This is a genomic window from Paenibacillus campinasensis (genome assembly GCF_002272015.1).
Classification (GTDB): domain Bacteria; phylum Bacillota; class Bacilli; order Paenibacillales; family Paenibacillaceae; genus Paenibacillus_AQ; species Paenibacillus_AQ campinasensis.
In genome coordinates this window covers 94537-114967 of sequence record NZ_NPBY01000010.1, presented here as the reverse complement: position 1 = coordinate 114967, position 20431 = coordinate 94537, and the positions used below count along the sequence as shown (strand labels likewise).

At 53.2% G+C, this 20431-nt stretch carries 23 protein-coding genes; 1 reads left to right on the top strand and 22 read right to left on the bottom strand.

Annotated features, from left to right (window positions below):
• Positions 1-35: 35 nt before the first annotated feature.
• The 13 genes from dinG to CHH67_RS03220 form a co-directional block, all read right to left on the bottom strand.
• Positions 36-2921 (bottom strand): ATP-dependent DNA helicase DinG, encoded by a 2886-nt coding sequence (gene dinG / locus CHH67_RS03280; protein WP_095263549.1) that lies wholly within the window; start codon positions 2919-2921, stop codon positions 36-38.
• Positions 2922-3064: 143 nt separating this feature from the next.
• The gene (locus tag CHH67_RS03275) at positions 3065-3694 is read right to left on the bottom strand and encodes a tetratricopeptide repeat protein (RefSeq protein WP_095263548.1); all 630 of its coding nucleotides are present in this window, start codon (positions 3692-3694) and stop codon (positions 3065-3067) included.
• 112 nt (positions 3695-3806) lie between these two features.
• Positions 3807-4190 (bottom strand): aspartate 1-decarboxylase, encoded by a 384-nt coding sequence (gene panD, locus CHH67_RS03270; protein ID WP_095263547.1) that lies wholly within the window; start codon positions 4188-4190, stop codon positions 3807-3809.
• A gap of 22 nt (positions 4191-4212) precedes the next feature.
• Positions 4213-5076 carry a pantoate--beta-alanine ligase gene (panC, locus tag CHH67_RS03265; protein ID WP_095263546.1) on the bottom strand — a complete coding sequence of 288 codons (864 nt, stop codon included), beginning with the start codon at positions 5074-5076 and terminating at the stop codon, positions 4213-4215.
• The gene (gene panB, locus CHH67_RS03260; RefSeq protein ID WP_095263545.1) at positions 5073-5951 is read right to left on the bottom strand and encodes a 3-methyl-2-oxobutanoate hydroxymethyltransferase; all 879 of its coding nucleotides are present in this window, start codon (positions 5949-5951) and stop codon (positions 5073-5075) included. Before panB ends, panC begins: the two co-directional genes overlap by 4 nt.
• Positions 5952-6235: 284 nt before the next feature.
• Entirely contained in the window at positions 6236-7225 is a 990-nt protein-coding gene (locus CHH67_RS03255) for a biotin--[acetyl-CoA-carboxylase] ligase (RefSeq protein ID WP_095263544.1), read from the bottom strand.
• On the bottom strand, positions 7212-8501 hold the full coding sequence (locus CHH67_RS03250; RefSeq protein ID WP_095263543.1) for a CCA tRNA nucleotidyltransferase: 1290 nt from the start codon (positions 8499-8501) through the stop codon (positions 7212-7214). Before CHH67_RS03250 ends, CHH67_RS03255 begins: the two co-directional genes overlap by 14 nt.
• A gap of 49 nt (positions 8502-8550) precedes the next feature.
• The gene (gene bshA / locus CHH67_RS03245; RefSeq protein WP_095263542.1) at positions 8551-9714 is read right to left on the bottom strand and encodes an N-acetyl-alpha-D-glucosaminyl L-malate synthase BshA; all 1164 of its coding nucleotides are present in this window, start codon (positions 9712-9714) and stop codon (positions 8551-8553) included.
• 44 nt (positions 9715-9758) lie between these two features.
• Positions 9759-10457 (bottom strand): bacillithiol biosynthesis deacetylase BshB1, encoded by a 699-nt coding sequence (bshB1, locus tag CHH67_RS03240; protein WP_095263541.1) that lies wholly within the window; start codon positions 10455-10457, stop codon positions 9759-9761.
• Positions 10454-10879 (bottom strand): methylglyoxal synthase, encoded by a 426-nt coding sequence (gene mgsA, locus CHH67_RS03235; protein WP_176475518.1) that lies wholly within the window; start codon positions 10877-10879, stop codon positions 10454-10456. The genes bshB1 and mgsA overlap by 4 nt, the downstream gene beginning before the upstream one ends.
• 18 nt (positions 10880-10897) lie before the next feature.
• Positions 10898-11701, bottom strand: coding sequence for a 4-hydroxy-tetrahydrodipicolinate reductase (gene dapB, locus CHH67_RS03230; protein WP_095263540.1), 804 nt, complete (start codon positions 11699-11701; stop codon positions 10898-10900).
• 17 nt (positions 11702-11718) lie between these two features.
• Positions 11719-12267: a tetratricopeptide repeat protein gene (locus CHH67_RS03225; RefSeq protein WP_095263539.1), complete on the bottom strand. Its 549-nt coding sequence runs from the start codon at positions 12265-12267 to the stop codon at positions 11719-11721.
• A 51-nt stretch (positions 12268-12318) separates the two neighbouring features.
• Entirely contained in the window at positions 12319-12648 is a 330-nt protein-coding gene (locus CHH67_RS03220) for a nucleotide pyrophosphohydrolase (RefSeq protein WP_095263538.1), read from the bottom strand.
• Positions 12649-12839: 191 nt separating this feature from the next.
• Here CHH67_RS03220 and CHH67_RS03215 point away from each other — a divergent pair, with 191 nt between their 5' ends.
• Positions 12840-13709: a YitT family protein gene (locus CHH67_RS03215; protein ID WP_095263537.1), complete on the top strand. Its 870-nt coding sequence runs from the start codon at positions 12840-12842 to the stop codon at positions 13707-13709.
• Between the two features lie 53 nt (positions 13710-13762).
• Here CHH67_RS03215 and CHH67_RS03210 read toward each other — a convergent pair whose 3' ends face one another.
• The 9 genes from CHH67_RS03210 to CHH67_RS03170 all read right to left on the bottom strand — a co-directional run bounded on the left by CHH67_RS03210 (position 13763) and on the right by CHH67_RS03170 (position 20431).
• Positions 13763-14620 (bottom strand): sporulation protein YpjB, encoded by an 858-nt coding sequence (locus CHH67_RS03210; protein WP_244908068.1) that lies wholly within the window; start codon positions 14618-14620, stop codon positions 13763-13765.
• 65 nt (positions 14621-14685) lie between these two features.
• Positions 14686-15324: a DUF1405 domain-containing protein gene (locus CHH67_RS03205; RefSeq protein WP_095263536.1), complete on the bottom strand. Its 639-nt coding sequence runs from the start codon at positions 15322-15324 to the stop codon at positions 14686-14688.
• Between the two features lie 247 nt (positions 15325-15571).
• Positions 15572-16453, bottom strand: a complete 882-nt coding sequence (locus tag CHH67_RS03200) for a menaquinol-cytochrome c reductase cytochrome b/c subunit (RefSeq protein WP_095263535.1) — start codon at positions 16451-16453, stop codon at positions 15572-15574.
• A 21-nt stretch (positions 16454-16474) separates the two neighbouring features.
• Positions 16475-17146, bottom strand: coding sequence for a menaquinol-cytochrome c reductase cytochrome b subunit (gene qcrB, locus CHH67_RS03195; protein WP_095263534.1), 672 nt, complete (start codon positions 17144-17146; stop codon positions 16475-16477).
• Between the two features lie 15 nt (positions 17147-17161).
• Positions 17162-17707 (bottom strand): Rieske (2Fe-2S) protein, encoded by a 546-nt coding sequence (locus tag CHH67_RS03190; RefSeq protein ID WP_095263533.1) that lies wholly within the window; start codon positions 17705-17707, stop codon positions 17162-17164.
• Positions 17708-17882: 175 nt separating this feature from the next.
• Entirely contained in the window at positions 17883-18314 is a 432-nt protein-coding gene (locus CHH67_RS03185; protein WP_095263532.1) for a DUF2487 family protein, read from the bottom strand.
• A gap of 227 nt (positions 18315-18541) precedes the next feature.
• Positions 18542-18721 (bottom strand): IDEAL domain-containing protein, encoded by a 180-nt coding sequence (locus CHH67_RS03180; protein WP_095263531.1) that lies wholly within the window; start codon positions 18719-18721, stop codon positions 18542-18544.
• Positions 18722-18745: 24 nt separating this feature from the next.
• Positions 18746-19252 (bottom strand): gamma carbonic anhydrase family protein, encoded by a 507-nt coding sequence (locus CHH67_RS03175; protein WP_095263530.1) that lies wholly within the window; start codon positions 19250-19252, stop codon positions 18746-18748.
• 57 nt (positions 19253-19309) lie between these two features.
• Positions 19310-20431 carry a hypothetical protein gene (locus tag CHH67_RS03170; protein WP_095263529.1) on the bottom strand — a complete coding sequence of 374 codons (1122 nt, stop codon included), beginning with the start codon at positions 20429-20431 and terminating at the stop codon, positions 19310-19312.

Genomic DNA, 20431 nt, shown 5'->3' with positions numbered 1-20431 from the left:
CCTATTAACAGGCTATTAAATGTTGCGGCTTGCTCCTATTGTAATAACGATTCGTCATTGGTGATTTCATTCTTCTTGTTATGATTCAGCCACTCGGCAATTCTCGGCACCATCTGATCGGTCGGCATATGCTCCATCTTCGGGCCCGGCAGCGAGTACAAGAAATATTTCCCGTAGTAGGATTCGATCACACGCGTGTCAAAGACGATCACGATTCCCTTGTCCTGCGCGGTCCGTACGAGCCGGCCGAAGCCCTGCTTAAAGCGGATGACCGCCTGCGGCACAGACAGCTTCATAAAAGGGTTCTTCTTCTGCTGCTGAAGCAGTTCGCTCTTGGCTTCCACCAGCGGATGGCTCGGCGGCTGAAACGGCAAACGTACGATCGCAAGGCAGGTCAAGGCTTCGCCCGGAACATCGACCCCTTCCCAGAACGAGCTTGTGCCAAGCAGCACAGATGCACTGCTGTCCTGAAAGCGGCGAATCAGCTTGGTCCGGCTTCCCCCGTCAACCCCTTGTCCCAGCACAGCGATCTCGCTTGAGGAGAGCGCCTCCTTCAAGGGCTCGTACACTTGACGCAGCATGCGGTAAGAAGTGAACAGCACCAGCATCCGCCCTTTCGTCGCCTCTGCCGTTTGCGCCAGCGATTGAACGAGCGTATCCACAAATTTCGGATCGCCCACCGTCCCCTTCACGCTTGGGAAATCCCGCGGAATCACAAGCAGCGCCTGCTCCCGGTAGTTAAACGGCGAAGGCAGTTGAACCGTATGCAGCTGCCCTTCTTCAGCTGCTTCCTGAAGACCGAGGCTGTCGATCATGAATTGAAACGATTTATCTACCGACAGCGTGGCCGAGGTCAGAATGACACTCCGCTTTTTATCAAAAAACAGCTCTTTCAGCTGCGCGCTGACATCCACCGGAACGGCATACATCTGAAGCGACTTGCTCTTGAAATTCGAGCTTGCCTCCATCCAGTATACGATACCTTCATTATCCAAAGCCATAAACTGGTGCAGCCCTTCACGGTGAGAAGCGAGATCCTTGAATAAGCCGGTGATGTCGGTAATGAGACTGTCCGCGCCATAGTCGTCCAGCTCTTCCTTGATTTCAGCTGCAAGCTGCTCGCCTTTGCGAATACATTCGCCCAGCGTGACATAAATCTGACGCTCAATCTCGGCCAAACTATCCCAATCCTTGGGCTTTTTGACAGGGGAAAGGCGCATGGTTAGCTGCCCCGACTCGCCTGAATCCCCCCGGTCCGGAATCAGTCCGAACAGCAGCTCGTTCAGCCGGTCCCAGTTCTCTTTCACCGTAATCAGATCCGGATACAAGCGGTCGATGACGCCAATCCATTGGGTCGCTTTCTCCTCGGCCGAGGCCGAGAGCATCTGGCGCAGAGCCGGCAGCTGCCCGTTGCGGCTGTCCTTGTACAAGCGGGTGAGGGTGTGCGTGACGGTAAAATACTTCATCGACAAGCCCAGATGCTTACCGGCCACATCCTCCAGATGATGCGCCTCGTCGATAACCAGACGATCATAGGACGGGAGCAGCTGATGATTCGCTTTCACATCCGTGAACAGCTTGGAGTGATTCGTGATGACGACATCTGCCAGCCCGGCTTCATGCTTCGCCCGGTGGTAGAAGCATTTCCTGAACCACGGGCAGGCGCGTCCGAGACAAGAGTCCGAATCGCTGGCCACCGTATCCCAGAAATCTCCCCCGCGTCCTCCCAGATTAAGCTCTTCATCGTCGCCGCTTTCCGTTTGCGTCAGCCAGACGATCATCTGTGCGGCGGTGATGACATCCTCCTTCGGCGTATGGAAGTCTCTTCTATTTATTTTATGTTCAAATTTTCTCAAACACAAATAATGCCCCCTGCCCTTAAAGACAGCAGCCTTGAACGGGAAGGGAACAGCCTTGGTCAACAGTGGGATGTCACGCTCTCTTAACTGCTCCTGCAGGTTGATCGTATGCGTGCTCACCATCACCCTCTGCTCCTGCTTGACGCTCTGATAGATGGAGGGCAGCAAATATCCGAGCGACTTGCCCGTTCCTGTTCCTGCCTCGATCAGCAGGTGCTTGTCCTCGTCCAGCGCTTTCACCACTTCACCAATCATGATATCCTGCGCTTCCCGGGTTTCGTACTGTGGCAAAATGTCCCGCAGACGCCCGCGCACCTGCTCCATATATTCATCAAAGCTGACACTGGCGAGCGGATTCGGTTCCTCTTCATTCCGCACTGGCGCGATCTCCGTCCAGTCATCCACAGCAAGTGCGAACTGCCTGAAATAGGTATACGTATCCAGGTCCTGAATCGACTGATGCTCCCGCTCCGTACGGATGCCGTCAAAAAACCAGGCCAGATCGCTGTCCTCATCGGCAAACAAATCGCTCAGCCGCTGGATCGTCAGCAGCGGAAGATCATCGATCTCCTCCAGGCATTTCAGCAGCACCTGCGCGGTCGCAAGTGCATCGCTGTCCGCCTGATGCGGCCGGTCATGCTCCAGGCCGAAATGCGAGGCCACCATCCCGAGCTGATACGAAGGCAACGACGGAAAGCAAATTTTCAAGAAATGCATCGTATCCAGAATGCGTCCGCTATACGGCAAATATCCGCAGCGGTCCAGCGCATTTTGCAAAAAGTTGAAATCGAATGCCACGTTATGGCCGACCAGCACGACATCGTCCAGCATCGGCACCAGCTCCATCATCATATCCTCCAGCTCTGGAGCATCGGCAACGTCGCTGTCCGTGATGCCTGTCAAACTGGTAATAAAAGGCGGGATCGGAATCCCGGGATTGACGTACGTGCCGTACACGCGGGATATGCTTCGATCTTCTTCTATGATGGCCAGCCCTACCTGAATGATCTCATCGGCAGACTGGTTGCCCGTAGTTTCAAAATCCAATACGGCAAATTTCATGTTCGTATAAATCCCTTTCTTCCAGACTAATATTCAGCATAACAGAAGTTTGGGTTTTTGAACATTCCACGGATATGAAAAACGATGCCAAAGGCATGGCTTCCATGTCTCCTTGGCATCGCTTCCTTGTGCAGAATATGGGGTTACAGCAGCGAAATCAGCTGACTTCCGTACTGCAGCTCGCCGCCCTTCTTGTGGCATACCTCCAGGTTGATCAGCGGATCCGGCAGGGTCGGATCGCTGTGGATCGCCAGCGCAAAGCATTCTTCCGCTTTGTCTGTACAACCATTCAGGGCCTGGACGCAGCCGAGAGCGTTGTAAATCATCGCTTTCAGACGCTTGTCGTCGGCAAGGGGCAACAGCGACTTGAGCCCCTCGAACGCCCTGGACGTGTCGCCCAGATGAAGATAGGACATGGCGATGTAGAGCCGGATCAGGAGACTGTCCGGATAAATCGCGGCAGCCAGCTCAAATTGTGCAATGGCCGGACGAAACATCAGCAGCTTGTAATAACCTTGACCGCGGACGAATTCGTCCAGCTGGAGCTCCGGCGCTTCGGTCGACGGAAAAACAGGAGGCGAGATCGCACTTTCGCGAAAAATGGCCATCTTTTCTTCAAAATGCAGCCATTCTTCAATGATGCCTTCGCTCATGTTTTTCAGCATGTTCCAGTTTTGGATCAGCGCCTGCTTTTGGGGACCATTGGCAGAAGGGTAATGCTTCACAATTTCATCTAACATGTTGTTCATTTCAGCGAATACATGTTGAAACATAGCGTGCATCCCACCCTTAGCGTAAAAAATGAGATCAGTGCGACGACCTGATCTCATTTTCTGTAGAACCCGTGCTTTTCATCCGTTTGGCCATCCGTTACATTTTGGCTCTTTAGAGAACCGTTGCGTGCACCTCGTGGTAATCAGCGGTCACCGGCTTGTTATCAGCATCCACAATCACGACTGTAGGCTTGTGGTTGGTATATTCTTCCTTGGACATCATGGCATAAGATATGATGATGACATTATCGCCAGGCTGAACGAGGCGGGCCGCGGCTCCGTTCAGGCAGATGACGCCGCTGCCGCGCTCGCCTTTAATCACATAAGTCTCCAGACGGGCACCGTTGTTATTATTTACGATCTGGACTTTTTCATTCTCCAGCAGATCAGCCGCATCCATCAAATCTTCATCAATAGTGATGCTGCCGACATAATTCAGGTTCGCTTCCGTGACCGTTGCGCGATGAATTTTCGATTTCATCATCGTTCTAAACATAACTCTATCCACCCCTTTTCGCTCAGATCAGCGTATTATCAATCAATCGTGTTCTGCCGAACCGGACAGCCAGCGCAAGCAGCACCCGTCCCTCGGCGTCACTTATTTTGTCTTCGTCCTGCAGTGGATCAAGCTCCGGAAATACCGCAGCTTCCACATAATCGATATCGGCCAGCGGAGCTTCGGAAATCGTATCCCGAAGGAGCTGCCGGATCTGCCCGGCCGTTTCCGCCTGGCCGCTTGCAATCGCCTCACGCGCCTTCTGAAGCGAGCGGGACAGTACAAGCGCCTGTCTTCTTTCCTCGGGCTTCAGATAAACGTTGCGGGAGCTAAGCGCCAAACCGTCCGCCTCGCGGACGATCGGACAAGGAACAATGGTAATGTCCATGCTTAGATCCCTGACCATCTGTTCAATGACCGCCACCTGCTGCGCATCCTTCATCCCGAAGAAGGCGTAATCCGGCTTGACGATATGAAACAGCTTGCTTACGACGGTCGTCACACCGTCAAAATGCCCCGGGCGGGATGCGCCGCACAGCAGCGATGTAATGTCAGCCACGCTTACCTTCGTTTTGATCGGCTGGGGATACATCACCTCTACGGATGGAATGAAGACGATGTCCACCCCCTCAGCACGAGCCAGCTCAAGATCCCTGGCTTCATCACGCGGATAGGTCTCATAGTCCTCGCCCGGCCCGAATTGGATCGGATTGACAAAAATGCTGAGAACGACCGTCTGCGTCATTTCACGGGCTTTGCGCATCAGGCTCGCATGACCTTCGTGCAAATATCCCATCGTCGGGACGAGCCCGACCGGCTCGTGTCCGGAATGTGTGCGTTCGCGAAGCTCGGAACGCAGCTCCTCTATTGTGCGTATCACTTTCATGAATCTGACACCTTTTCCTTCCCGCTGCCATATACAGGGCCGGCAGCAGCCGTTTTTTGAGCAGTAGTGAAGATATGCTCCTCTGCCGGGAACGCGCGCTCCTTCACTTCCTTCACGTACTGGGCAATGCCCTCCCGAACGGCTGTGCCTATATCGGCATAGGTTTTCACAAAGCGCTTCTCCCGGTAAGGAGAGGCGTATTTCAAAATATCATGGTATACAAGTACCTGACCATCACAGTAGCGGCCAGCGCCGATACCGATTGTAGGGATGCTGAGCGCCTGCGTAATCTCAGCCGCACTCTCCTCCGTTACCAGCTCCAGCACGACAGCGAACGCCCCTGCCTCTTCAAGCGCCTTCGCATCCCTTATCAGTCGATCGGCGTCCGCCTGATCCTTGCCCTGAACCCGGTAGCCGCCGATCTGATTAACCGACTGCGGTGTCAATCCAATATGACCGAGCACCGGCACGCCCGCCTGCACGATCCGTCTGACCGTGTCGGCGATCTCCGCGCCTCCCTCCAGCTTCACGGCATGTGCGTGGCCTTCCTGCATGAGGCGGCGCACGCCTTTGAGACTCTCGTCCACACTGCCGTGGTATGTCATAAACGGCATATCTGCCACAATAAACGTATGCTCAGCCCCGCGCGCGACGGAGCGGGTGTGATATACCATATCATCCAGGGTCACCGGGATGGTGGAGTCGTAACCGAGCACCACGTTGCCGAGTGAATCCCCGACCAGAATCATGTCGATATCCGCCTCTTCGGCCAACCGGGCCGAAGGATAATCATAGGCAGTCAGCATGCTGATCGGCACGCCATCCTGCTTCATTTTTTTCATTTTCACAATATTAAGCGGCTGTTTGCCTGCCATGTGACATGAGCTCCTTTCATCGTTTTGTCAGCACAACAAAAAAACCTTCTAGCATTACAGCTAAAAAGGTCCGAAAGGCAAAAAAGAGTCACTTGCGATCGTCCCTTCTGTCTCGGTCCTTTCGGCTCAGAGCAGAATCCAACGTAACCGGCATAACAGTTATGAAGGTGTTCCACATGTTGTATCCCTCGCTGTCACAGATCAGAGTGCAGCTCGATTGCATCCTCGATACCGCCTCTGTCTGTAGTATATCAAAGTTCCCTCATTTTTTCACTATGATCCATTTACCTCGTATGGAACTCCACGTCACCGGAATAGACCGGAACGATGTCGCCGTCAACCTTGACCAGCAGCGCGCCTGACGGATTCAGGCCGATGGCCACTCCGGTTACGACACCCCGCTGCGATTGAACCTTCACCTCGCGCTGGATCGTGCCGGACAATGCCTCCCACAGCGAAGCAATCGCCTGGAAGCCCTGCTCGTTGTACAGCTTGTAGAGCACTTCCATCTCATACATAATATGCTGGATCAGCACCGTGCGGTTAAGGGCTTGTCCGCCCGCAAGCCTCAGCGAGGTTGCAATCGGCCTCAGCTCTTCCGGGAAATCCTCTTCCTTCAGATTGACGCTGATGCCAATTCCGGCAATGCAATAGCGCACCCGGTCGTCCTCTGCTGCCGATTCCAGCAGAATGCCGCACACCTTTTTCCCGGATAAAAGCAGGTCGTTCGGCCATTTAATATCCGTCTGGATACCCGTTGCCTTCTGGATCCCCCGGCATACCGCCACCCCGGTCAGCAATGTCAGCTGCTGGGTCAGATGAAGGGGCTGCTCCGGGCGAAGGATGAGGCTCATCCATATGCCCTTACCGCGCGGCGAGTGGAACTTGCGCCCCATACGGCCGCGGCCCCCGGTCTGCTCCTCCGAGATGACCAGCGTGCCTTCGGCGGCGCCTTGTTCGGCCAGTAGGCGCGCTTCCTCCTGGGTCGATGTCGTGCTCTCGAGGATCACGACGTTCCTGCCGAATTGTTCACTCGATAGACCCGCTATGAGCTCCTCCGCCCTCAGCTGGTCCGGGGCATCGGTCATCCGATAGCCCATCCGGGGTACAGCTTCAAAATCATAGCCTGCCTGACGGAGCTTGTTGATTTGTTTCCATACCGCCGTACGGCTGATGGACAGCCTCCGGCTGATCTCTTCCCCGGATAGAAATTGGCCCGGGTTCTCCAGAAACATGTCCAGCAGCGTATAATCTTTCTCATCATCCTTCTTCATGTATTACCACCCGTCTCGCCTCATCAATCAAGGCGCTCTTGTCATTGGGCACGATGCCGGCGGCAACCTGCATCAGCAACTGATTCAGCAGCTCGCCAAGCCATGGCCCGCCGCGCTTCTCCAGGGCGCTCAGAAGCTCATTGCCCGTAACATTCAGCTCCTTCAAGCTGTATACCACCATCTGCTGCAGCCAGTCGTCCAGTTTAGCGGTATCGGCAGTTTCCTCCGCTCCCGCAGCTGTGAGCGCATGCTGCATCGTCAGCCAGGACGCCGCAACGCCGCCGCCGAAGTCTAGGACGAGCCTGATCCAGGCCAAGCGATCCTGACTGCGCCCCTCATCCTTCAGCCGCAACCAGAACTCCTGGAACCGCAGGATGGCACTTATGGCCTCCCGGTCCTTGTTCGAGAACGTCCAGGCCCGCAGCAGCGGATCCGCCGCTGCGGATGCAAGTCCGCAGCCGAGCAGCAGCAGCGCCCATCGAACATCAAGGCGCCACGAATCCACATGGTCGATGGCACGCATCCAGGCTTCTTCATGACCCGTATAAGGAAATGGAACCTTCATATGGTCATAAAGCCCGCTGCGTACGAACAGAACCAGTCCTCGCCGCGGATGCGGACCGGCCATCACCTTGTCCATTTCGATGCGAATCCGCTCCATCGCAATCCAGCGCAGCGTCTTCTGCTCGGACTTAATCGCTCTCCAGGTGCCGGGGGCAATCGCAAAGCCCAGCACAGAGGCGAAGCGGATGCAGCGAACCATTCGCAGCCCGTCCTCCTGAAACCGAAGCCTCGGATCGCCCACACACCGAATGCGCCGCGCTTCAATATCCCTACGTCCCCCGTAGGGGTCTACCCAGGCTCCGTCGAGACCGCGGGCCATTGCATTCATCGTGAAATCCCGGCGCTGCAAATCCTCTTCAATATCTGTCACAAAGGTGACTTCCGATGGACGGCGATGATCATCGTATCCCGTTTCGGTCCGATAGGTCGTCACTTCGAAGGCTTCGCCCTCATGCATCACCGTTACCGTTCCGTGCTGCATCCCGGTCGGGATGACCTTCGGGAATAACGCGGCGGTGATCTCCGGACGCGCCGAAGTGGCAATGTCCATATCGTGGACCGGCCTCCCCATATATTCATCCCGCACGCATCCGCCTACCCAGTAAGCTTCATGCCCATGACGAAGCAGCGTACGAATGACTTCGCCGCTTCGTCTGGCCATATCGGGATGCGCATGGCGCCACGCCACCGTATGTTCATGGTTGTTGCCCATTCTAAATACCGTTCCTTTTATACTGACATAACAGACAGCAGAGCCAGCCTCATCCGCACACCGGATTCAGCTCGCCAACCTCCTGCCCTAGCACGCGATAATAGATCTGTTCATATTCTTTACGAATCCGGTCGTTGGAAAACATCGTTGTTGCCCGCTCAAGACAGGCTTTGCGCAGGTTGTCTCTCAGCCCGTCATCCTTCAATATCCGAATCGCATATTCAGCCATCGCATCGGTGTCCCCGATCGGCGCCAGAAAACCGGTCTCGCCGTGGGCTACCAGCTCTGGAATTCCGCCGGCCTCCGAGCCGACGGTCGGGACGCCGCATCCCATCGCTTCCAATGCGACGAGTCCGAAGCTTTCCTTCTCCGACGGCAGCAGCAGCACATCGGCCATCGAGATGACGTGGGCGATTTCATCCTTCTTGCCCAGGAAGAACACGCGGTCGTTCAAGCCAAGCTCCTGAATGCGGCACTGGATCTTCGGCAGATCCGGGCCTTCTCCGACCAGCAGCAGCTTCGACGGCACTTCCTCATTTACCCGTGCAAAAATCTCAAGGACGTCACCGACACGTTTGACCGGCCGGAAATTGGAGATGTGCATCAATATTTTCTCGCCCGGCTGTGCATAATCGAGACGAAGGGCGTCCACATCGCGCGGATAATACACCCGCGGATCCACAAAGTTATATGTTAAATCGATATCTCGCGTAATATCGAGCAGCTCACGTGTTTCTGAGATCAAATCCTGGGATACCGCCGTCACCGCATCACTCTCATTAATCGCCAGCCGGATCAGATCCTTCAGCGATTCATCCTGTGCCAGAACGGTAATGTCGGTCCCGTGGAGCGTTGTGACGACTTTCAATTGATCGCCGACCATTTTTTTGGCCAGGAACGCGCACACCGCATGCGGAACCGCATAATGGACATGCAGCACGTCCAGCTGCTGCATGTTGGCGACCTGCGCCATTTTGCTGGCCAGCGACAGATCGTAAGGCGGGTAGCGGAACACATAATAATCGTTCACTTCTACTTCATGATAGCAAATATTTTTATGAAATGATCCGAGCCGAAACGGAATGCTATGTGCAATAAAGTGAACCTGGTGACCCTGCTCTGCCAGAAGCTTGCCAAGCTCCGTCGCCACCACACCGGACCCCCCCAATGATGGATAGCAGGTGATCCCGATTTTTAACGGTCGTTGATTCAATGGTAAGGCCTCCTTTATGTTCACTTCTGTCTATATTATGCCGGTTAGAAGCCAAATAGATGAACCTCATACGGACTTTTCGTTGCAAAGCCTTCGGCGTACGGAATAAGCTTCCGTCCGCCAAGAAGGGCGTCTCTGGCCCGAACGCGCTCGATGTATCCTTCCGTTAACGGTGTAGACACCGCATCGTCGGCTGATTTCTCGAACTGCGAGCGATAGCAGGAGAGCGCCTGCTCCTTGATATCATAGACGTCCGTAACGTCCACGATCAGATCTGCTTGTCCCATATCATTAATATAATAAAAATAGAGCCCGTCCACCTTCACTGCCGGTTGGTCCGGCATATAACGGCGCAGCTTCGCATTGAACACCGCCTCTTCCACGAGCCGGCTGCATGCAACATGGTCAGGATGGCGATCCTCCCAATAAGGCGCGAACACGATCGATGGCGCATGCTTGCGAATGACTTCTGTAACCCGCTCCACATGCTCGGGCGTGACAAACAATCCGCGGTCCGGGAGACCCAGATTGGTGCGGACGGTCAAATTCAGCACTTCGGCTGCCGCCGCCGCTTCCTCCTTGCGTAGGGACACCGTCCCATTGGAGGATAGCTCGGCCTGCGTCAGATCGCATATGCCTACGGACAAACCGGCGGCCGTATGCTTGGCAATGGTTCCGGCCATGCCGATTTCAGCGTCATCCGCATGAGCGCCGAATATTAAAATATCCAGCTTCTCACTCATCCAAGATCAACGCCCGGTTTATATTTATGTACCAGCTCTCTCCAGGCAAAATCGCCGCGATCCAGCGCTTTGACCAGAATTTCAGCAGTGGCGATATTCGTTGCCAGCGGAATGCCCTGCACATCGCACAGACGAAGAAGAGCGTTGATGTCCGGCTCATGCGGCTGCGCCATCAGTGGATCTCTGAGGAATATGATCAGGTCCATTTCATTCTGAGCCACCAGCGCGCCAATCTGCTGGTCGCCGCCAAGGGGGCCCGATTCAAACCGATGAATGTTCAGGTTCGTATTTTCCATAATCCGCGTGCCAGTCGTTCCTGTTGAGAACAATTTATGCTCTTTAAACACCGGTTCATAAGCAGTTACAAAATTGACCATCTCGTCTTTTTTACGATCATGCGCGATAAATGCAATATTCATCATGTGTTAACCCCCAGGCTCTTAGTCTATAAAATGATCAAACCCATAAATCATCCCTGTATATCCCATTACCTTTTCAATCGCCATTTTCACACCTGGCATGTAACCAGCCCGCTCGTAAGAATCATGCCGGATCTTCAGGCTTTGACCATACCCGCCGAAAATAACCTCCTGCTGGGCAAACACCCCTGGAAGACGTACGCTATGAATGCGGAAACCGTTGTAGTAGCCGCCGCGCGCCCCTTCAATCACCTCTTCCTCCTTCGGATTTCCCTGGCGGATTTCCTCACGGTTGGCTGCGATCATCTCCGCCGTTTTGATCGAGGTGCCGGAAGGCGCGTCAAGCTTCTGGTCTCCATGCGTTTCAATAATCTCGACATGCGGCAAGTATTTGGCAGCCTGCGCGGCAAATTTCATCATTAGAATCGCGCCGATGGAGAAGTTCGGAGCAATCAGACCGCCGATCCCGCGCTCGGTGCACAGCTTGTCCAGCTCTTCAATTTGCTCCGGGGTGAAGCCCGTTGTCCCCATGATTGGACGAACTCCATGCTTAATGGCCGTTGCCGTGTTGGCATAAGCAAATTGCGGAGTCGTAAAATCGACCATGACGTCGGGCTTCGTTTCCACCAGCGCCATTTCAAGATCCGAGGTAACTTCGATTCCGCAGGCAGGCAGACCTACCATCGTCCCCGCATCTTTGCCGGCATCGCTGAGCCCTACAGCTGCAGCCAGCTGTAGCTCACTGTCGCCCAGCACCAATTTGACTACTTCTCGGCCCATACGGCCCCCGGCACCTACAACTGCTACTGAAATTGGATTTGTCATATCTAATACCCTCGCTTTCACTCCGATGATGGTTCGTTTGATTCGTACAGATAGGATTTCAATCGCTGCTTCAATTCCTCCATAATGTGTTGAAGGCCGCTTTCCTGCGGATAGAGCCCAATCGCTTTCTTAAGCGTTGAGATCGCGAGTGAATGCTCGTTAAGCTCGCTATACACCAGTGCCAGCCATACATATGCCTGGGGATAGAGCGGGTCCATGGCGATCGCCGACTTCAGCAGAGCAACAGCTTCATACAGCTTTGCCGGCGTGATATCGCTTCTGCCTTCCACCATTGCCCGCACCTGCTGGACAAGCACAATCGCTTTAATATGCTGGAGATGGAGGCGATACTCAGGTTTGTCCGGCTGCAGCCTGACCGCTTCCTCCGCATGGTCAATGGCCATATCCAGCTTGTCGCTTCTGCCATAGGTGATCGAGCATCGATAATGCACCTCCGCATCACCGGGATTGGCTGCAATCGCAGCTTCAAACCAGCGAATCGCTTCTTCAAAATCATTTTGGAGGATGCATTGATATGCGTTTTGAATGTATTCTTCCGACTTCACGGGCTGTCCCTCCCCTGCAGCGGGTTATGGTACAGCATATGAAGCTCGGGATCAATCGGTGTCCTTTTTCGTCCAGCGGTCGGCATCCCGCGTAGCAAACTTGTGCATCACCTTGTTATGCGCCTCCGTCAGATCAATACCGAGTGAATTGGCAAAGCAAATCGTAATAAACAATATATCTCCAAGCTCCATCTCGATGGAGTTCTCCGCTTCGTCAGCCTTCTTCGGCTTCTCGCCATAGCGGTGATTCACTTCCCTGGCCAGCTCGCCGACTTCCTCGGACATGCGGGCCATCATCGACAGCGGGCTGAAATAGCCTTCTTTAAATTGAGATATGTATTGATCCACTTCCTGCTGCATGTCAGCCAATGATTTACTCACACGTCAAGACTCCTTTCACACAAACGCAGCATGCTGTTGAATATATGAGCGTGTTTTACACCTATGTTATCGTAAAGCGGTTTTGAAAACAAATAATTTTTTATTCAATCCCGATATCGGTATATACTAAGAAAGTCAGCGCCAGATGATGGACAACAAATTGTTATTTATTCGAAAATGCGAGGGGTACTATGAAAACGTCACTTTGGTTCAAACAGATTCAAACGATTGTTCCGATTTTGGTCGGCACCGCAATTTATGCATTCGGCCTGCTCTACTTCATTATTCCGAATCATCTCATGGAAGGCGGCGTAACCGGGATTACGGTACTGCTGAACTACGCGTTTGAGATTTCGCCGTCCATCTCGACGCTCGTGCTGAACATTCCGTTGTTCCTGGTCGGATTTAAAATTCTGGGAGCCAGGCAGTCCATCTATACCGGGATCGGGATCGCTGCTCTGACCCTGTTTTTGTGGCTGTTTGAGACTTTGATCGACCGGGGCTGGATCATTCCGTTTCAAACCGAGCACGACTACATCCTGGCCTCCTTATATGCGGGTGTCACGCTGGGAGCCGGACTTGGCATCGTATTCCGCTTCGGAGGAACGACCGGAGGCTCCGACATCATCGCCCGCATTTTGAACCGGAAATTCGGATTCAGCATGGGACAGATCATTCTGACACTCGATGTGATCATTATCGGGCTGTCGCTGATCTACATTGAGCTGGAACAGATTCTATATACGCTGGTTGCCGTCTTTATCGCAGCGCGGGTGATTGACTTTATCCAGGAAGGGGCGTACGCTGCCAAGGCCTTCACCATCATTAGCGATCACGCGCCGGAAATCGCCGACCGGATCACGGTGGAGATGGAGCGCGGGGTAACCCTTATTCCCGCCATCGGCGTATACTCGAAGCGAGCCAAGCATATGGCTTACTGCGTGGTCTCCAGACATGAAATTCGCCGGTTGACCGGCATCGCCAAATCGGTCGATCCGAGAGCGTTCATTATTATTAATGATGTCAATGATGTGCACGGCGAAGGATTTAGAGAAGAATAACGCAACAAAGAGAGCCATCTGCCGGTAGAAGCCGGACTGGATGGCTCTTCTTGTTACATTTTACGAGGAAAAATCGGCTTCGAGGTATATTGCTGCCCCCGGTATTTGCGGTAGCCTACAAACGTGAGTGCAGCAACAATGAATGCGGCCAGCACGAGCTGCCAGGCCCAGGGGTCCTTGGCTTCGCTGAGCGGAGCCAGAGCTGGCTCATCCTTCTTCTTGCCGAACAGCATATTGATCAGCTCCTCCCCTTGCGGAACGATCTTCCGTACCTGCTCCAAATCCGAGGAGGCAGTGACACCGCCAGCATACGATAACCAGGAATCCAGCATGTTCACTTCCTCCGGCTTGCGCTGGATTACCATCGCCGGCCGGATCAGCTCATGGCGCTGCTTTAAATTTTCATAAGCGGTTTTCACGGACCGGGCATCGCCCTTAGCGGCATGCTGATCCATCAACTGCAAATCTTCGCGAATTAATTTAAAATATTGCAGCCACAGCGCATCGTGCGTATGGACAAGGCTGTCCGCCGCCAACCGCAGCTTGCCTGCGGCCAGCATCCAATGCTGCGGCTCCGCCGAGGCTCTAGCTGTCGCTTCCTTCATCTCAATAATGCACTCTGCCAATATATGAATGCCCTCCACCCCGGTCAGCCCCTCAAAGGAAGAAGCTTCGAACAAGCTGGATATCCGGCGCAGATCCTCCTGAACGGCCTGCATATGGCCGTCCTGCACATGGCGGTACATTTGCTCCACCTGTTTGTTGAACGCGTCAGCCTGGATGGCTGATGCGTCAGACGGCACCGACTTCCCCATTGCTGATGAAATTGACAGCTCGGCGGTTGGGAAGACCAGGCATAACATCAGCAGCAGTGCTGCTCCCATTTTGAATGTGATACCAACTCGAACCACAGGACATCCCTCCTACCGTATTGTATGGCAGAAGGGATGCCGATAGAACAAGCATAGCGGGCGGATCAGCGCAGCGCATGGCCCTTGCGGGCGAATCGCCAGGCGATCCAGGCCAGCAGGCCGCTGAATAGCGTAAGCGAGAAGGTGAAGATTTCAACCGCGCCCAGATCGTCCTGAAGGACGGATGGCAACCAAGGGTATAACCCAAACGTATAATCCACCGTATCGTTGATCAGCGTCCAGGCGATGGCCACCGCCAGAGCCGCTCTGCGGAAATGGAACAGCCGCACATACAGCAGCGCCTCCACCGCCATGGCCGTATGCGAGACGACCAGCATCCAGTCCTGCCATACGAGCACATCCCCCTGCCACTGTCCGGCAAAGATGATCGCAACCGCCCAGATCCCGTACTTGACAGAGGTGACGACCGCAAGCGCTTCAATCAGCTGCTGGGCCAGCATCCCAAGCATTCTTCTAGGCGGGTACAGCAGCAGAAGCAGCGCAATCGTAAAGAACAGACTCGCTGTCGGACTATCCGGTACAAAGATAAGCTGCCATATGAGGCCTTCCTGCCAGGTATATTTCAACTGATTGCCATACCATATGTAACCGTAAACGGTGCCTAACAGGTTCGTGATGAACAATAACCATAATATGTAGCGATTGCCTAGAAATTTGCGACTCCAAAGTTGTTTGATGGACAAGCAAAAGCCTCCCGTTCTCATGATTTCGGAAATGCAAGTCTTATTTTACCACGCCGGGTCGGCTATGCAAAAGTTTGGATATCCAGACCAGGCACAAAAGTCAGCGGCCCTGCCAGCTGTATGCGCCCTATCGCGGCATGCTCTACCCAGCCATGTCTTGCACGGACCTGATGGGATGAAGCTTCTATTACAATAGAAGAAACCTGACCGCTAACTGCGATCAGGTTTCTTAGGGATGTTCATCCTATTACTCAGTATTGGATTTCTGGCTTGCCAGCCATTCTGCCAGCTGATCAAGCTGTTCCTCTGTTACGCCAGCAGCTTCCGCAGCCTGCGTCATCGGAGGCATGTTGCCCTGACCATTATGAATAATCGCCAGAATTTCTTCCTTCGAGTGCGTATCACCGACACCGCGCAAGGAAGGAGCGCCTTGCCCTTTCAGATCTGCAGCGTGGCAGTTGATGCAGGTAGCTTTCTTATAAATTTCCATAGCCGGATTATCCGGATCCACAATGGCAACCTCTTGCTCTTGCGGCTGCTTCGCATTCGAGGTCGGCAGACCAGCAGCATGCCGTTCATGCGCTTCTTCTTCCCGCTGGATATGCTCCGGCTTCTGACCGCTAGCTTCCAGCTCATGAACATAGTGAGTCCATGCAGAGTTGGTCAGATACACGATCGCCAGAAGCGACAGAATCATCAGCGAGGAAGTGATCGGCCGCTTATAGAAACGGCGCTCCTTCCCTGTATCCAGGAAAGGCACGAGCAGCAGCGCACCAAATGCGATACCCGTTACGCCGATCGTTCCGAGCACGACATAGTCCCCGGATGCATACGGCAGCTTCAGATACTCGTACAGGAACAAGAAGTACCAGTCCGGCATCGGGATAACCGTAGCGCCCGGATCAGCTGGATAACCGAGTGGAGCAGGCTCCGAGATCGTCAGCACCAAAAAGCCGACAAGCACAACTACACCAACCATCCATTCCTTGAGCAAGAAGTTAGGAATGAACGCTTCTGACTTGCCTGGATATGCCGTGTAATCCGGTGGCACAACCCAGCCGTTGCCCTTTTTCACACGCGAATCGCCAACGTATACTACTTTTTCATCAGATTTATGACCGTGTGCCATAAAGATGCGCCTCCCTTCTTCTTATAGTGGTCCCGAAATACCTTGTCTGCGGATCATAATAAAGTGCGCAACCAATAAGGCAAGAAGGACCGCTGGAAGGAAGAATACGTGAATGGCGAAGAAACGGGTTAGCGTTTCGGCACCTACAATCGTACCGCCTTGCAGCAACTCTTTAATTACCGGTCCGGCCCATGGTACGGAGTTCGCAATTTCCAGTGTTACCTTTGTTGCAAAGTAAGCTTTGTTATCCCATGGAAGCAGGTAGCCTGTCAGGCCAAGGCCCAGCATAACAAAGAAAATCAGCATGCCGACAACCCAGTTCATTTCACGCGGCGCTTTGTAAGAGCCTGTGAAGAACACGCGCATCGTATGCAGGAACATCATTACGATAACCAGACTCGCTCCCCAGTGGTGCATCCCGCGAACAATTTGTCCGAAGGCAACCTGGGTCTGCAAATATTCAACACTGTTATATGCGTTAATGATATCCGGAACGTAATACATCGTCAGGAACATCCCTGACAAGATCTGGATGACTGTGATGAAAAACGTCAACCCGCCGAAACAGTACACAAATGCGGAGAAATGATGCGCTGGGTTCACGTGCTCCGGAACCTCGTGATCCGCAACGTCTCTCCAGATCGGCGTGATATCAAGACGTTCGTCAATCCAGTTGTAGACATTCTTCAACATCCGAATCTACGCCTCCTATTCTACTACAGTATTAGGTACAATTTCGCCGAGGTATATCCAGCCGTTATCGATCTTGGTCATATACTCGTCCAGCGGCTTCGGTGCAACCGCCAGGTTCTTGCCGTCTGCCGTATATCTTGCACCGTGGCAAGGGCAGTAGTACTCATTTGCGAAGTTTTGGTTGTTGTTCCAACCAACAAGACATCCCAAATGCTTACAAATCGGTGAAAGCGCTACTATTTTACCCTCGTCGTTTTTACGAATCCACGCAGTCAGCGTAGCTGTACTGTTGTACCATCCGTCCTGCTGCTGGAGTTCAAAATGGAATTCCTGTGGCTCACTCGTAATTTTGCTCTCCTCAACGACCTTAACGAATGATCCATCTTCCCTATTCTGAAGAATCGGATCCACGGCGAAGCGAAGCATCGGCAAAACTACGCCCGCTGCCATATAAGCCGTGGCACCGCCCAATGTGTATGTAAGAAATTGTCTGCGGGACATCTCTTTCAGACGGGGTGGATTGTGCGACTCTTCATGCTCGTCAATGTGGTTGCTGCTCATTCTGTGTTCAACCCCCTTTGTCAACCGTTCTCATGTGTTCTCAATGATCTAAATCACACGACTTACTAGGACATAATAATAATATATTAGGCACCCCAGACCGTCAAGAATTTGAAGCCCAAAATTGGGTTCGCTTCCAATAGTCCATCAATAAATTGTTGAATTTTCGTCACATTTAGCTTTGGGCTGCCCCCATCCACATCTCGCTGATTTTTTGGGATACAACCGCCGCAAGCGGCTTGCCCTCTGGAATGTCAATGCTGCGCCGGGACAGGACGAGTGCGCTTTCAGGCACATCCTCTTCCGAGATCGCCACATCTGCCGACACAACCACCACATATTTAAAACCGCCGGATTTGACATTTCGACAAACCTCGTTAAGCAGCTTCATATCATTAGGATTGCCATATTGTACGGCAGGATATGTAACAATTCTTCCTTTAAAGGGGATTTCAACAAGATCCATGAAATCTCGGAGCCGCTCCAGTGCAGCTGTGACCTCCCAAGGGCTCTCTCCGCCTGACAGCCCGGTATACGGGATCAGACACGTATCAAAATAGAGGGCCAGCCCTGGCCATGACGCTTCTTCCACTTCGCTGAATTTCACTGCTGATGCATCCTTTCTATAACCTGCAATATTTTCTTACATTATAAGAGTAGATGATCTATAGTGCAAAAAAAGAAAAAAAGAAATGCCGATCGGCATTTCTTCGGTTTTACAAACTTCGCCTCTGTCCGCACCTGTGACAAAACATATAGACAGACCCAGTTGATCACCTTGCTCTATCTATTGCGGCCGCCATCCTAGCGCTCCCCTTTTGTATGCAAAAATCCTTAGTTCAAAGTCTTCAGTTCATCCGTCAGGGTTCGGAAAGCCACTTCGTCGCCGGAAGCCAGGGCTGCGTCTATTTCCTTATACAGCTCCTCGCTCCGATGCTTGCGCAAAGCTTCGTCCCATACCATCTCAGCAGCCAGACTTAACATAACTTCGTAAGTAACCTTCATCTTATCCATTAGGATGCACCTCCAAACTGAATTTTACAATGTCTTGTATTCCTTCCCTTTGATCACATAGCTTTCCATCGTGACCTTCATCCTTTGCAGATCCGCGTCGGTCAGCTCCCGCACCACTCTGGCCGGTGTGCCAAGGCTTAATGTATACGGGGGAATCCTGGTGTTCTCCGTGACGACAGAACCTGCGCCGATCAAGGCATATTCACCGAGCTCCGCTCCGTTCAGCAGGATGGCGCCCATCCCGATCAGCGAGCCTTTGCCGATGGTGCAGCCGTGAATAATCGCCGAATGTCCAACCGATACTTCATCTTCGAGCAGGAGCGGTTGTCCTGCATTGACATGTCCGACAACGCCATCCTGTATGTTGCAGCGTTCGCCGATGGTGATAGGTGCCAGATCGCCCCGCAGCACCGCGTTAAACCAGATGCTCGAATCAGCCCCGATCCGAACATTACCGATCAGTTTGACACCTTCAGCGACAAATACCGACGAGTGAACCGAAGGGAAAGCCCCCGAATACCCGATCTCCATTACCGATCACTCCTTTAATTTGGTGGGAGTGATTGTAGCAATGCGCACCTTGTTCTGTCAATGGATAAAATCTTTGGAATCCCCGATGTGCAGGCTCGCTTCTGCCGCTTTCATCCCAAGGGCTGTCATTCGGATCACCGTTCCGTCCCGCTCGCTCTCTCCGATTCTCAGCATGCCCAGATGCATCAGCATCCGGATAACACGCAGCTGCAAAATGTTATGCGGCGAATCGTAATAGAAGGGACGGATTAACCAGCAGAGCGATTTCTGCATCGACTCCGCCGTCACCCACTCTTGTGCACACTGGCTGATCCAGTATACGAGCGAGGTAATGTTGGGGACAGCCCCTTTATAGAGTCTTAACCAAAAGCGGAATATCTGCAACACGCTAACTTGATTTCCTTCATCCAGGACAGCCTTCCCGCGATCGGTGAGCACCAGCCTTGCGCCTTGCTCCCGAACCCACTGACGTGCGTATGCATAGTCGTACAGCAGCGAGAACCGGTCCGGGTATTCGATGCAGGAACGCCCGTACCCAAAGCGCCACGCCCCCTTCGTGATGAGCGGCTCCGGTATATGCAAGGCTGCCATCAGCTGCTGCTGATGCCGCCGGTACATAAAGCCTTCCTGATTGAGCTCAATATCATGCCGCTCGACGAACCGGAGGAAGAGCAGCATGTCCTCGGCCGCAAGCCCTTGCTCGTCACGGTAAGCCTCCGGCTCCTGCGCTGCATATTCGAGATCCTCCAGCAGCTTTTCCCGGAGCACCTCCCGGAAGCGTTCCTTTAAATCGGCCGGCACCTGAAACAAGTATTTGGTCGAATGCGTGAAGCCGTTAAATAACCAGCCGCTGCGGCGGTACCTGGCAACAGCTTCCCGGGGACTTTCCTCTCCGGCAGCCTTCGGTTCATCCTCAACGGAAGAATGACGTATGGCTGCAATCAGCTCTTCCAGGCTGTATCCGCTGCGGGCGTCAAACACAAGATTGTTCAGAAAGCGCAAATCCTTTGCCGATAACACACGTACCTGCTCCTCGACAAAATCCCTGCGTCCAAGCTTGGACAAAATGCTCTGAATCAGTTCATGCTTCGAGTTTCTTTTGGCATCACACTGATAGTGGTTGGCAATATTGCTCAATTGTCCGATGTCGGCATACGTCAGCATATCCGCTAGATTCAT